This window comes from Escherichia sp. 94.0001 (genome assembly GCF_013369155.2).
GTDB classification, from domain to species: Bacteria; Pseudomonadota; Gammaproteobacteria; order Enterobacterales; family Enterobacteriaceae; genus Escherichia; species Escherichia coli_F.
Genome location: NZ_JABWMS020000046.1, coordinates 23,018 through 35,576, shown reverse-complemented (window position 1 = coordinate 35,576; position 12,559 = coordinate 23,018). Strand labels below are relative to the sequence as shown.

The 12,559-nt window shown below is 53.8% G+C and carries 13 protein-coding genes and 3 pseudogenes; 12 read left to right on the top strand and 4 right to left on the bottom strand.

Annotated elements, in window-relative coordinates; all coding sequences use genetic code 11:
• Positions 1–264: 264 nt before the first annotated feature.
• The 6 genes and pseudogenes from HEN33_RS17875 to HEN33_RS17855 all read left to right on the top strand — a co-directional run bounded on the left by HEN33_RS17875 (position 265) and on the right by HEN33_RS17855 (position 2,330).
• Entirely contained in the window at positions 265–600 is a 336-nt protein-coding gene (locus tag HEN33_RS17875; RefSeq protein WP_001300891.1) for a zinc ribbon domain-containing protein YjdM, read from the top strand.
• A 158-nt stretch (positions 601–758) separates the two neighbouring features.
• Complete coding sequence (gene yjdN, locus HEN33_RS17870) at positions 759–1,193, top strand: VOC family metalloprotein YjdN (protein ID WP_176263655.1); 435 nt, start codon at positions 759–761, stop codon at positions 1,191–1,193.
• Positions 1,189–1,269: pseudogene (locus HEN33_RS17865) on the top strand (ribose 1,5-bisphosphokinase); the annotation flags it as partial. The gene yjdN and the pseudogene HEN33_RS17865, both read left to right, overlap by 5 nt.
• Positions 1,256–1,690, top strand: a complete 435-nt coding sequence (gene phnO / locus HEN33_RS17860; protein ID WP_176263654.1) for an aminoalkylphosphonate N-acetyltransferase — start codon at positions 1,256–1,258, stop codon at positions 1,688–1,690. The pseudogene HEN33_RS17865 and the gene phnO, both read left to right, overlap by 14 nt.
• Before the next feature lie 25 nt (positions 1,691–1,715).
• Positions 1,716–1,927, top strand: a pseudogene (locus HEN33_RS26410) (phosphonate metabolism protein PhnP); the annotation flags it as partial.
• 64 nt (positions 1,928–1,991) lie between these two features.
• Positions 1,992–2,330: a low molecular weight protein tyrosine phosphatase family protein gene (locus tag HEN33_RS17855; RefSeq protein ID WP_176263653.1), complete on the top strand. Its 339-nt coding sequence runs from the start codon at positions 1,992–1,994 to the stop codon at positions 2,328–2,330.
• Between the two features lie 14 nt (positions 2,331–2,344).
• Here the strand turns inward: HEN33_RS17855 and yjdP are convergent, their stop codons facing one another.
• The 3 genes and pseudogenes from yjdP to HEN33_RS17840 all read right to left on the bottom strand — a co-directional run bounded on the left by yjdP (position 2,345) and on the right by HEN33_RS17840 (position 5,452).
• Positions 2,345–2,674, bottom strand: a complete 330-nt coding sequence (yjdP, locus tag HEN33_RS17850) for a DDRRRQL repeat protein YjdP (RefSeq protein WP_176263652.1) — start codon at positions 2,672–2,674, stop codon at positions 2,345–2,347.
• A gap of 83 nt (positions 2,675–2,757) precedes the next feature.
• Positions 2,758–3,075 (bottom strand): annotated as a pseudogene (locus HEN33_RS17845) (GNAT family N-acetyltransferase); the annotation flags it as partial.
• 124 nt (positions 3,076–3,199) lie between these two features.
• Positions 3,200–5,452, bottom strand: a complete 2,253-nt coding sequence (locus tag HEN33_RS17840) for a hybrid sensor histidine kinase/response regulator (RefSeq protein ID WP_176263651.1) — start codon at positions 5,450–5,452, stop codon at positions 3,200–3,202.
• Between the two features lie 113 nt (positions 5,453–5,565).
• Here HEN33_RS17840 and HEN33_RS17835 point away from each other — a divergent pair, with 113 nt between their 5' ends.
• The 6 genes from HEN33_RS17835 to HEN33_RS17810 are packed head-to-tail and all read left to right on the top strand — an operon-like array spanning position 5,566 to position 11,640.
• Positions 5,566–7,086 carry a sugar ABC transporter ATP-binding protein gene (locus HEN33_RS17835; protein ID WP_176263650.1) on the top strand — a complete coding sequence of 507 codons (1,521 nt, stop codon included), beginning with the start codon at positions 5,566–5,568 and terminating at the stop codon, positions 7,084–7,086.
• Positions 7,083–8,057 (top strand): ABC transporter permease subunit, encoded by a 975-nt coding sequence (locus tag HEN33_RS17830; RefSeq protein WP_021551530.1) that lies wholly within the window; start codon positions 7,083–7,085, stop codon positions 8,055–8,057. Before HEN33_RS17835 ends, HEN33_RS17830 begins: the two co-directional genes overlap by 4 nt.
• A gap of 30 nt (positions 8,058–8,087) precedes the next feature.
• Positions 8,088–9,029 carry an ABC transporter substrate-binding protein gene (locus tag HEN33_RS17825; RefSeq protein WP_176263649.1) on the top strand — a complete coding sequence of 314 codons (942 nt, stop codon included), beginning with the start codon at positions 8,088–8,090 and terminating at the stop codon, positions 9,027–9,029.
• Between the two features lie 54 nt (positions 9,030–9,083).
• Positions 9,084–9,767, top strand: a complete 684-nt coding sequence (locus tag HEN33_RS17820; protein ID WP_176263648.1) for a D-lyxose/D-mannose isomerase — start codon at positions 9,084–9,086, stop codon at positions 9,765–9,767.
• 14 nt (positions 9,768–9,781) lie between these two features.
• Entirely contained in the window at positions 9,782–10,642 is an 861-nt protein-coding gene (locus HEN33_RS17815; protein WP_176263647.1) for a ketose 1,6-bisphosphate aldolase, read from the top strand.
• Complete coding sequence (locus tag HEN33_RS17810) at positions 10,639–11,640, top strand: carbohydrate kinase family protein (RefSeq protein ID WP_176263646.1); 1,002 nt, start codon at positions 10,639–10,641, stop codon at positions 11,638–11,640. Before HEN33_RS17815 ends, HEN33_RS17810 begins: the two co-directional genes overlap by 4 nt.
• On the opposite strand, the gene HEN33_RS17805 is transcribed toward HEN33_RS17810, so the two are convergent.
• Positions 11,637–12,344, bottom strand: coding sequence for a response regulator transcription factor (locus HEN33_RS17805; protein ID WP_176263645.1), 708 nt, complete (start codon positions 12,342–12,344; stop codon positions 11,637–11,639). The two genes, HEN33_RS17810 and HEN33_RS17805, sit on opposite strands and share 4 nt — an antisense overlap.
• Between the last annotated feature and the right edge of the window lie 215 nt (positions 12,345–12,559).

Here is a 12,559-nt window from a genome sequence, read left to right as displayed (position 1 = left end):
CTTCCGATACGTTTAAAACGTCAGAAAGATAAAAATATCATTTGAATTAAAAAAAGACCAAGTAGAACATTAACCTTATCTTAAATAATAAATGGAGGCAAAAAGATTATTTTCTTTTTGCGTTTCCTTTCAAATGAAAACGATCGTCGTCTAAAATCAGCAGTACCCCCGACAAACTCAGGGATTTTGTGTATAATTGCGGCCTTTTTCGGCAATCTGCCGTTTTTTGGCGCTTTTGCCCTGCTGACTTTTGAGGAAATCCACATGTCATTACCACACTGCCCAAAATGCAACTCCGAATACACCTACGAAGATAACGGCATGTACATCTGCCCGGAATGTGCCTACGAATGGAACGACGCAGAACCTGCACAGGAAAGCGACGAGCTGATCGTTAAAGATGCTAACGGCAATCTGCTGGCTGACGGCGACAGCGTTACCATCATTAAAGATCTGAAGGTGAAAGGTAGCTCTTCGATGCTGAAGATCGGTACCAAAGTGAAAAACATTCGCCTGGTTGAAGGCGACCACAACATCGATTGCAAAATCGACGGTTTTGGTCCGATGAAACTGAAATCTGAGTTTGTGAAAAAGAACTGATTGTATTGTGATCGTTTGGCCGGATAAGGCGCTCGCGCCGCATCCGGCAACGGTGCCAGATGCCTGATGCGACGCTCGCGCGTCCTATCAGGCTTCCCTCTCATCTGTATAAATTTCGAACTACACTTAACTGGCTTCTCTTAACTGAGGTCACCATCATGCCGTTAAGTCCCTACCTCTCTTTTGCCGGTAACTGTTCCGACGCGATTGCCTATTATCAACGTACGTTGGGCGCGGAACTGCTCTATAAAATCAGCTTCGGCGAAATGCCGAAATCAGCGCAGGACAGCGCCGAGAACTGCCCTTCCGGTATGCAATTTCCCGATACCGCTATCGCCCATGCTAACGTGCGTATTGCCGGAAGCGATATCATGATGAGCGATGCCATACCGTCAGGAAAAGCCAGCTACTCCGGTTTTACACTGGTACTCGATTCGCAACAGGTCGAAGAAGGAAAACGCTGGTTTGATAACCTTGCTGCTAACGGAAAAATCGAAATGGCCTGGCAGGAAACTTTCTGGGCGCATGGCTTCGGCAAAGTCACCGATAAATTTGGCGTGCCGTGGATGATTAATGTCGTCAAACAAAAATAGCTGCTATCTGCGTCAGCCGGTCGATACGCTGCTGACGCTGATTCATCAAAAGGAGAAACACCATGCCTGCTTGTGAGCTTCGACCCGCCACGCAGTGCGACACCGATGCGGTTTACGCGCTAGTTTGTGAGCTAAAACAGGCGGAGTTTGATCATCACGCGTTTCGCGCGGGCTTTAACGCTAACCTGCGCGACCCGAACATGCGCTACCATCTGGCACTGCTGGATGGCGAAGTTGTCGGCATGATCGGCCTGCATTTTCAGTTTCATCTGCATCATGTCAACTGGATCGGCGAAATTCAGGAACTGGTGGTGATGCCGCAGGCGCGCGGTTTGAACGTTGGTAGCAAGTTGCTGGCATGGGCAGAAGAAGAAGCCCGCCAGGCCGGGGCCGAAATGACCGAACTTTCGACCAACGTGAAGCGCCACGACGCGCACCGTTTCTATCTGCGCGAAGGCTACGAACAGAGCCATTTCCGCTTCACGAAAACGCTGTAACATGAGCCTGTCCCTCACGCTTACTGGCACTGGCGGCGCACAGGGCTACCACGATCTGTTTAAACCTCTGGGGATGTTGATTTCGGCCACACGGCGGAACCGTTTGTGATTTCTGATTTGCAGGGATTGTAGGTCACACCGCTGCCGCTTAACCATTCGAAACTCACTTTCGGCTATTTACTGAAAACGGCGCATAGCCGGGGGGCGAGAGTCCGAAAAAAGATGCCAGAACGCACCTGTATCAGGCGTAAAATCGAACACCTTGTCACCGCCGCTTCGTTATAAACAGAGTCGACCTATCATGAATGTTCTTTTTATATGCAGTCGTAATCAGTGGCGAAGCCCCACGGCAGAGCAGGTATTTCGTCATTATCCTGCGCTGGCTGTTCGTTCCGCTGGCACCAGTCGGAGTGCCAAAAAAACGGTTAACCATGAACTGCTTTCCTGGGCCGATGTCATCTGCGTGATGGAACAAAAACATAAAAAGCGACTAATTGTGGATTTTCGTCCTTTTATCGAACACAAACCGCTGCATGTGCTCGATATTCCTGATGATTATCGCTATATGGACCCGGAATTAATTTCACTTCTGGAGCAGATCGTGGCGGACAAACTGGGTCTGAGCGTACTCAACGATTAGGTAAAACGATCTGCCTATCGCCCATACTCATCTTCCATTCTCCGCTCTTCATCTTCCAGTTGCCGACGTTCCTGATCAAGCTGGCGCTGGCGATCGTCCAGCTGCCTGCGGCGATCTTCAAACTGGCGGCGGCGGTCGTCATATTGTCTGCGCCGATCGTCGCTCACTTCACGCTGCCAGCCGTCGTCGCGCGAATCTTCATAGTCTCGCCCACGGTCAGGGTTATAAGCGTCGTTAATCGCCTGCTGTATATTGCCAATGGTGTCGTCGATAATATCGGCCTGGACCGGAACAGAGGTCAACGTGAGCAGGGTGAAAAGAACGAGCGTGGAGTAAGGTTTCATAAGCCAGTCTCTGCGATGGACTGGCTTAACGTTAGTTGAGTGTGAATGACCGGAGTAGCGGAGTAATCTCAAATTCGGTAAGGCGTTGCCAGACCCTTATCGCGCTCACCAGGAGAGACACAAATACCTTCCACCTGTACCAGATCCGAGTCTTCCCACCAGCGTTCAACGGCAATGATATCGCTGCCGAACTCTTTTTTACGCTGCAGATGGAGAGCGGCAAGTACCCGATGACGCGGCACGCCTGCAAAAACTTCAATGTCCGCTTCAATAATGGCCGCTCTTGGCGTCTGCTTGTCATAAATTACCTGTAACAGACGTCCAGAAAGCTCGATCTCTTCCACCACACGAAAAGAACGAGTAACCGTCATAGGGCTATACGTGGTTGGCATCACGATCATATGTGAATCGCCTCTTGTCAGTACTGGCATAATTCCTTTTATATCCCATTCAGAAAAGAATTGCTCACAATAGCAGCATGCTTGCTCCAGGCTTCTTGATAAATTCTGAAAATCATCCCTCCATTTACCCCAGCGCCTGCGCCAGTTGCGCGCGGGTAAAAGGTTTGCGCAGCAGCGCCACATCTGGCAACGCAGGGTTATGGCTGGGGCGTAAATCCTGGCCGCTGATGAGTAGCAGCGTCAGGTGCGGGAAAAGTTTGCGGGCCGCATTGATAACTTCTGCGCCGCTCATGCCGCCAGCAAGCATTAAATCACTGATAAAGATATCGATTTCCGCTGATGCCGCCAGCAGGTCCAGCGCCTGTTCGCCACTGCTCGCTTCCAGCGTCAAATAGCCCAGCAAGTGCAATTGTTCGCAGATGGTCTGGCGCACCGCGGCTTCATCTTCCAGCACTAACACCAGCTTCTCGCCGCTGACGACTGTCTGTTCTACCGCCGCTGGTAATACGTTTTTTGCCGCCGTCAGCGCACGGGGAAGCTGTAATCTAACCGTTGTACCCTGCCCCAGCGCGCTTTCAATTTCTACGCGTCCGCCGGACTGGCGCACAAAACCATAGACCATCGACAAGCCCAGGCCGCTGCCGCTGCCCGTCTGTTTAGTAGTAAAAAACGGCTCGAATACCTGGCTTTTCACCGCCTGCGACATACCACAGCCATGATCGATAACCTCCAGCGCCACCATGTCCTGGCGCTGCCCACTGCTGCGAGTAACCCGCTGATTCCACGTACGAATTTTGATGATTCCCGTCTGCCCTTCCATCGCGTCACGGGCGTTCATCACCAGGTTGATGATGGCATTTTCCAGCTGACTGACGTCAATCCACGCGGACCACGCCGGAGACTGCGCTTCAATCTCCAGCGTCAGCGTTGTCGGTAAGGAGTGGCGCATTAATTCGCTTAACTCTTCCAGCAATGTTTTCAGTTCAACGGATTGCGGATGTAAGGACTGCTTGCGGGAAAACGCCAACAGTCGTTGGGTCAGTAGCGCCCCACGTTCGGCGGCTTGCAGCGCCCGCTGTATTCGCGGCGCGTCGGGCGAGTCCGTGTTCACCAGCTCCAGGCTGCCAATAATCACCGCCAACAGATTATTAAAATCATGGGCCAGCCCGCCTGTCAGTTGCCCAACCGCTTTCAACTTCTGGCTGTGCAATAGCGCCTCTTCCAGCCCCTGCCGCTCGGTTTGGGCAATCTCCATCTGCGTGGTTTTCTCTTTCAACAGCCGTGACGTTCGTTCGAGTGATGCGGTATTGCGGGCAAAAACGTTAAAGGCGCGCGCCAGTTCCCCCAACTCATCGCGTCGCTGTAACGCCGGAAAAGTGACGTCTGCTTCGCCGTGTGCCAGGCTGCTCATAGCGCGGGAAATTGCCGTCAGGTTAGAACCGAGATTGCGATAAATATACCAACCAGCAAACGCGGTGATCACCACCGCTAACAGAGCGAAAATAATGATCACCCTCTCGCCGGAGCGCAAATCCTGGTAACTTTGCGCCACCCGCTGACCAGAGAGCGTCGCCACCTGTTCAGCATAACGGTTGATGTCGCCATTGAGGATCGCCACCAGCGCTTTGATGTGAAACATATACCAGTTGATTGCCAGATCGCTTTGCTCCAGATCCGCCGAAAGCGGCGCGAGTTTGCGCAGTTCACGATTAAAATCAGTAAGTAGCGTATTAATCAACGGCGTATCGCTGTGAGTCGGCAAGGCAGACATCACTTCGACCAGTTGATGAATAATCGCCTGCGGCGCGGGCGTGGCAATAGCGGCGACAATCAGCCGGTTCATCTCGTTAAGCAAAATATCATCTTGCGCGTGGGTGACTTTTTGCAGATGCCGCAGATAACTTAAGTTTTGATACAGCGAACTTAACAGCGCGTTACGCTCCAGATGCCGCCTTTGCCCGCGCTCCAGCATTCCGCCGACGCTGGTTTGCAGTTCGTTGCTGCGCTGGATTATTCGCGCCACCAGCCCGGCGTCCTGCTGTGCTAAAGGCGCGTTCGCCAGTTGCTCAAGCGAGCTTTTTAATGCCCGCTGTGTCTCCTGCAATCGCTCGGCTTCGCCTTTATATTCCAGCGCCCCCACCACCTGCGACAATCGCACCGCCGCCGTAGCCACGTTTGCCGTGTCGCGCGCCAGATTCAGGCTGCCAGTCATATCATCCACCGTTTGCTGCTGCACCAGTTCCTGCAGCTGGCTGGCATGACGAAAGCCCATTACCGCCACGCCGCTGACCATCAGCGTCACCGCCACCACCAGCAAATTTAAAAGCAGTAATCGCCCGCGCGCGCTGGCAAAAAAGTGACGTCCGGGGTGCGCCATATCACGCTCCGTGAAGAAAAATCGCAATATGACAAATATGAACGGCTTCTGACATTTTGCATTTACTTTCCTGTGATGGAGTGCTGATATCGACAACCTCGCAGGAGTCCACCATGAACAGCACGCCGGTTCTGGAGATGCGCAATATTGCCAAAGCCTTCGGCAAATTTTATGCGCTAAAAGGGGTGGACTTGACGGTCTACCCTGGCGAGATCCATGCCCTGATGGGGGAAAACGGCGCGGGAAAAAGCACGCTGATGAAGGTGCTGGCAGGGGCGTATACCGCCACCAGTGGTGAGATCCTGATTGGCGGTAAGCCCTTTCACATTCGCACACCGAAAGATGCTTTAAGCGCGGGTATTACGCTGATTTATCAGGAGATGCAGCTGGCACCGAATCTGACGGTAGCTGAAAACATTTTCCTCGGCAGCGAGCTTTCCCACGGCGGGCTGGTACAGCGTAAAGAGATGCTGGTGCAGGCGCAAAAAGTGATCGACCGCCTCGGCGCGCAATTTAACGCCAGCGATAAAGTCATGACGCTGACCATCGCCGAGCAACAGCAGGTCGAAATCGCCCGCGCGCTGCATCGCAACAGTCGCATACTGGTGATGGACGAACCCACCGCAGCCCTCTCCTCCCGCGAAACTCACCGCCTGTTTGAACTGATTATGCGTCTGCGCGATGAAGGGATGGCGATTATCTACATCAGCCACCGCATGGCAGAAGTGTATGAGCTTTCCGATCGCGTCAGCGTGCTGCGTGACGGGCAATACGTTGGCAACCTGACCCGCGACAATCTCAACGCCGGGGAGCTGGTGCGGATGATGGTCGGCAGGCCGCTGAGCGATCTGTTCAATAAAGAGCGCGATATCCCGCTCGGTAAAGCCCGCCTGAACGTTCACCACCTGACCGACGGCGTCAAAGTCCAGCCAAGTAGCCTGCTGGTACGTTCCGGCGAAATTGTCGGCCTCTCTGGGCTGGTGGGTGCCGGACGTTCCGAACTGGCGCAATTGATCTTCGGCGTGCGAAAAGCGACGGGCGGAATGATTGAAGTCGATGGCGAGCCGGTGGTGATCCACTCCCCGCGCGAAGCCATCGATCTTGGCATTGGTTTTCTCACCGAAAATCGCAAAGAACAGGGGCTGTTCCTTGAAATGGCGGCAGCCGAAAACATCACCATGGCGACCCTGGAGCGCGATGCCAGCTGGGGAATGCTCAATCGCAAAAAAGCGCAAACCATTTCCGATGACGCCATCAAGTTACTCAACATTCGCGTACCTCATTCCCAGGTACGCGCGGGCGGGCTTTCCGGCGGCAATCAGCAAAAACTGTTGATCTCCCGCTGGGTGGCAATTGGCCCACGCATTTTACTGCTCGATGAACCCACCCGCGGCGTGGATGTTGGCGCAAAAAGCGAGATCTACCGGATCATGAACGAGATGGCGCGCAAGGGCGTGGCGATCCTGATGATCTCCAGCGAATTGCCGGAGATAGTGGGAATGAGCGATCGCGTCTATGTGATGCGCGAAGGCAGCATTGCTGGTGAGTTAAACGGCAAAAACATCACCCAGGAAAACATTATGACCTTAGCGACTGGCGTCAACGACGCCCATTCCCAGGTGGAGCCCTCATGACGACCTCTGCAAAAACCTCTGCCAAAAAAATGCTGATGAGCGATCTGATGCAAACGGTCGGCATTTTGCCGATTCTGATCCTTATCGTGGCGGTATTTGGCTTTATCGCGCCAAACTTTTTTACCGAAAGTAACCTGCTAAATATTACCCGCCAGGCATCGATCAACATTGTTCTGGCGGCGGGAATGACCTTCATCATTTTGACCGGTGGGATCGATCTTTCCGTGGGTTCAATTCTCGGCACCACGGCGGTGGCAGCGATGGTCGTCTCCCTTAGCCCGGAGTTCGCCATGCTGTCGATCCCGGCAGCGCTGATGCTCGGCCTGCTGCTGGGGCTGTTCAACGGCGCGCTGGTGGCCTTTGCCGGATTGCCGCCGTTTATCGTCACGCTCGGCACGTATACAGCGTTGCGCGGGGCGGCATATCTGCTGGCGGACGGCACCACGGTCATCAACTCCAACATTAATTTCGAGTGGATAGGTAATAACTATCTCGGACCGATCCCGTGGCTGGTGGTGATTGCGCTGGCGGTGATTGTGGTGTGCTGGTTTATTCTGCGCCGCACCACGCTTGGCGTTCATATCTACGCCGTCGGAGGCAATATGCAGGCGGCGCGTCTTACCGGCATTAAGGTCTGGCTGGTGCTGCTGTTTGTTTATGGCATGAGCGGCCTACTTTCAGGGCTTGGCGGGATTATGAGTGCCTCGCGGCTGTACAGTGCTAACGGCAACTTAGGCATGGGTTACGAACTGGACGCCATTGCAGCGGTGATCCTCGGTGGCACCAGTTTTGTCGGCGGCATCGGTACCATCACCGGCACGCTGGTAGGGGCGCTGATTATCGCTACGCTAAACAACGGCATGACCTTAATGGGCGTCTCTTACTTCTGGCAGTTGGTGATCAAAGGGGCGGTGATCATCATTGCGGTGCTGATCGACAAATACCGTACCCGACACCATCAAAGTGCATAACAACAATACCCTACACATGAGGAATACAGCATGAGATTGAAGCCCTTAGTGACCGCGCTCTGTGCAGGCGCGCTGCTGGCCGCGACACCATTTGCCCAGGCAAAAGAATTGAAATCGATAGGCGTGACGGTGGGCGATCTGGCGAACCCGTTCTTCGTGCAGATCACCAAAGGCGCGGAGCTGGAAGCACGTAAACTGGCTGGCGATAACGTCAAAGTAACGCTGGTTTCCAGCGGCTACGATCTGGGCCAGCAGGTGTCGCAGATCGACAACTTTATCGCCGCTAACGTCGATATGATCATCCTCAACGCTGCCGATTCAAAAGGGATCGGCCCGGCAGTGAAACGGGCTAAAGACGCCGGGATCGTGGTCGTCGCAGTTGACGTCGCGGCAGAAGGTGCCGATGCAACCATCACTTCCGATAATACCCAGGCAGGCGAAATGGCCTGTAAATACATCACCGATCGCCTGAAAGGCAAAGGCAACGTGGTGATCATCAATGGCCCGCCAGTTTCCGCCGTGCAGAACCGCGTCGAAGGCTGCCAGACCGAATTTAAACGCCATCCTGACATCAAGGTGCTCTCTGACAACCAGAACGCCAAAGGCAGTCGTGAAGGCGGGCTGGAAGTGATGACCGGGCTGCTGGCGGCGAATCCGAAGATCGACGGCGTGTTTGCGATTAACGATCCTACTGCGATCGGTGCCGATCTGGCGGCAAAACAGGCGCAACGTAACGAGTTCTTTATCGTCGGTGTGGACGGAAGTCCGGACGCCGAAGAGGCACTGAAGCGTGAGAACTCGTTGTTTGTCGCCACTCCTGCGCAAGATCCCCAGGTAATGGCAGCAAAAGCCGTTGAGATTGGTTATGACATCTTGCAGGGCAAACCCGCGCCGAAAGAGCCGGTGCTAATCCCGGTGACGATGATCGATAAAAACAACGTCGGCAATTACAAAGGCTGGACGGTGAAATAAGTCTACACGCCGGGCGGCGATGCTGCCCGGCCAGCGCAAAGGAGAACGCTTTCGATGAAACGCTCCGTTATAAACGACATTCTCGGCCATACACGGCAATTTTTTTCGCAACATGATGTGCATCTTCCGCCCTTTGCCAGCTTCTCGCCTGCCCAATGGCAGCAGCTCGACACCGCCGCGTGGGAAGAAGTTTTTGATCTCAAACTCGGCTGGGATGTAACTGCTTTTGGCGGCAACGACTTTGCAGAACAGGGGCTGACGCTGTTTACCCTACGTAACGGTTCACCAAATGGAATGCCGTATGTGAAATGTTACGCCGAGAAGATCATGCATGTGCGCGATACGCAGGTAACGCCAATGCACTTTCACTGGCGTAAGCGCGAGGACATTATCAATCGCGGCGGCGGCAATTTGATTATTGAACTGTGGAATGCCGATAGCAACGAGCAAACAGTTGATACCGACGTTACGGTGGTGATCGACGGCTGCCGCCAGACGCATGTCGCAGGCAGTCAGTTACGCCTGTCCCCCGGCGAAAGTATCTGCCTGCCACCCGGCCTTTATCACAGCTTTTGGGCGGAAACCGGTTTTGGCGATGTGCTGGTTGGCGAAGTCTCTTCAGTCAATGACGACGACCATGATAACCACTTTTTACGCCCGCTGGCCCGCTACAACCTGATTGACGAAGACGAACCTGCCCAGTTGGTGTTGTGTAACGAATACCGCCAGTTCCGCTGAATAAGGAGAACGTTATGCCGTTGATTTCTCTCGCTGAAGGGTTAGCTCATGCCCGTGAACATCGCTATGCGTTAGGCGCGTTTAATGTGCTGGACTCGCACTTTTTGCGCGCGCTATTTGCTGCAGCCAGACAGGAACGTTCGCCGTTTATTATCAATATTGCCGAAGTACATTTTAAATATATCTCGCTGGATTCCCTGGTCGAAGCCGTGAAATTTGAAGCGGCACATCACGCGATTCCGGTGGTGTTAAATCTCGATCACGGGCTGCATTTTGAATCGGTGGTGCAAGCGTTGCGGCTGGGATTCAGCTCAGTAATGTTTGACGGCTCCACGCTGGGGTATGAAGAAAATGTCCGCCAGACGCGGGAAGTGGTGAAAATGTGCCATGCCGTTGGCGTATCGGTAGAAGCTGAACTGGGTGCGGTAGGTGGCGACGAAGGCGGTGCGCTCTATGGTCATGCCGATGAATCCCTGTTTACCGATCCGCAACTGGCGCGGGATTTTGTCGATCGTACCGGCATTGACGCGCTGGCCGTGGCGATTGGCAATGCACACGGTAAATATCGCGGCGAACCAAAACTCGATTTTCCGCGCCTCGACGCCATCCGCCAGCAAGCGGCTATCCCGCTGGTGTTACACGGCGGCTCAGGGATTAGCGATACTGATTTTCGTCGCGCCATCGAACTGGGGATCCACAAAATCAATTTCTACACGGGCATGTCGCAAGCGGCGTTGGCAGCTGTTGAAACCCGAATAGCGCACCGTCAGCCGATGTATAACGAGTTTGCCGAGCTACTGCTGGCAGTGGAAGCCGCCATCAGCGATACGGTTGCACAACAGATGCGTATTTTTGGTAGCGCGGGGCAAGCATGATGGAACGTAAAGGGATTATCGCCGCGGGCAATATGCTGGTTGACCACGTTCACCAGATTATCCAGTGGCCAGAGCGCGGCTGGCTGGCGGAGATCACCCACAGCGAACGCTCGACCGGTGGCGCACCGCTTAACGTCCTGCTGACGCTGGCGAAAATGCGCACCGGACTGCCATTACAGGCGGTCGGGTTAATCGGTCAGGACAGCGACGGCGATTACATTATGGCGATGCTTGAGCAATACCACGTCAACCGCCAGCATGTGCAGCGCACTACCTTTGCGCCGACGTCAATGTCGCAGGTAATGACTGATCCAAGCGGGCAGCGGACGTTTTTCCATTCGCCGGGCGCAAACAGACTATTGGATCTTCCGGCGTTCGATCAGCTCGATAACACCATGAAGATTTTCCATCTCGGCTATTTACTGTTGCTCGATAGCCTGGATATGCCGGACGATGTTTACGGCACCCGTAGCGCCCGTTTGCTGGCGCAAATGCGTGATACTGGCTTTGAAACCTCACTCGACCTTGTCTCCCGCAAGGGCGATCCGCGTTATCAGCCACTGGTGCTGCCCGCATTGCGTTATCTGGATTATCTGGTGATTAACGAGCTTGAGGCCGGGGAATTTAGCGGGCTGGAGATTCGGTTACCCAACGGCGAACCGCATATCGCGCATATTGCTGCAGCCGCGCGTGAACTGTTAGATGCGGGCGTACGACAGCGAGTGGTGATCCACTGTCCGGAAGGTGCCTGGGGAGAGACGCCGGAACAGGGCGGCGTGTGGATCCCTTCGCAAAAGTTAGAACAACGGGAGATTATCGGCAGCGTCGGCGCGGGCGATGCATTTTGTGCCGGATTTTTATATGGCTGCCATGAACGTTGGACGCTTACTGAGAGCATCAAACTGGCACATGCCTGCGCGCGGGCAAGCCTGTTATGCGCCAATGCCATCGACGGGGCGAAAACGCTGGAAGAGCTGCAAACAGAAATGTCGAATTAATGCACGTCGGCAGCGAAGACATACCCCAGGCCGCGTAAGGTTTTAATCAATACCGGTTGATGCGGGTTTAGTTCAATTTTGCGTCGTAGCCGCATGATTAATACGTCGATAGTGCGATCAAACACCTCAACGCTGTCGCTATGGGTGAACGCCAGCAACTGCTCACGGCTTAATACCCGACGCGCGTTTTGCGCCAGGGCCAGTAACAAGCCATATTCGCCCTGGGTCAACTCGACATGTTGCTGTAGCGGACTATGCAGCTGGCAGCGTGTGGTATCGAGATACCAGCCATTGAATGACAGCCCGGCATTTTTCTCCTCATTAACCATCAGCGCACCAACCCGTCGCAACACCGCTTTCAGCCGTGCGACCACGACTCGTGGGGTAAACGGCTTGCAGATGTAATCATCTGCGCCCATTTCCAGCCCGACCACCACATCAGACTCACTACCCAGGCCAGTCAGCATCACTACCGGCAGTGCCGGTCGCAGTTTCTGGATTTGTTGCAATACCCTCAGGCCGTTGGTATCGGGTAGCATCATATCCAGCACCACCAGCGCGATATCAGGATCGCATTCCACACGTGAAATTGCCTCCTGTCCGGTATGGCAGACTAAAACCGTAAAGACATGTTCACTTAACACGTCCTGCAACAGTGCGCAGATAGCCGTGTCATCATCCACCACCAGCACGACGGGTTTCATGGTTACACTCCGCATCATTCATCTGATTAATCATTGTGCGTACTTCTTGTCGAAGTGAAAGCGGAAACTAATATAAATAATAAAAATATAAGTCAGGTCACATTATTGATGATAGTAATAAATATGCCGGACTTTTCCCTCTTCAGCACAAATGCCTAATAAAATGGCTCGTTCCGCTCACACTTCCACTTATTAAAGTCGCAAATTCCCAATTA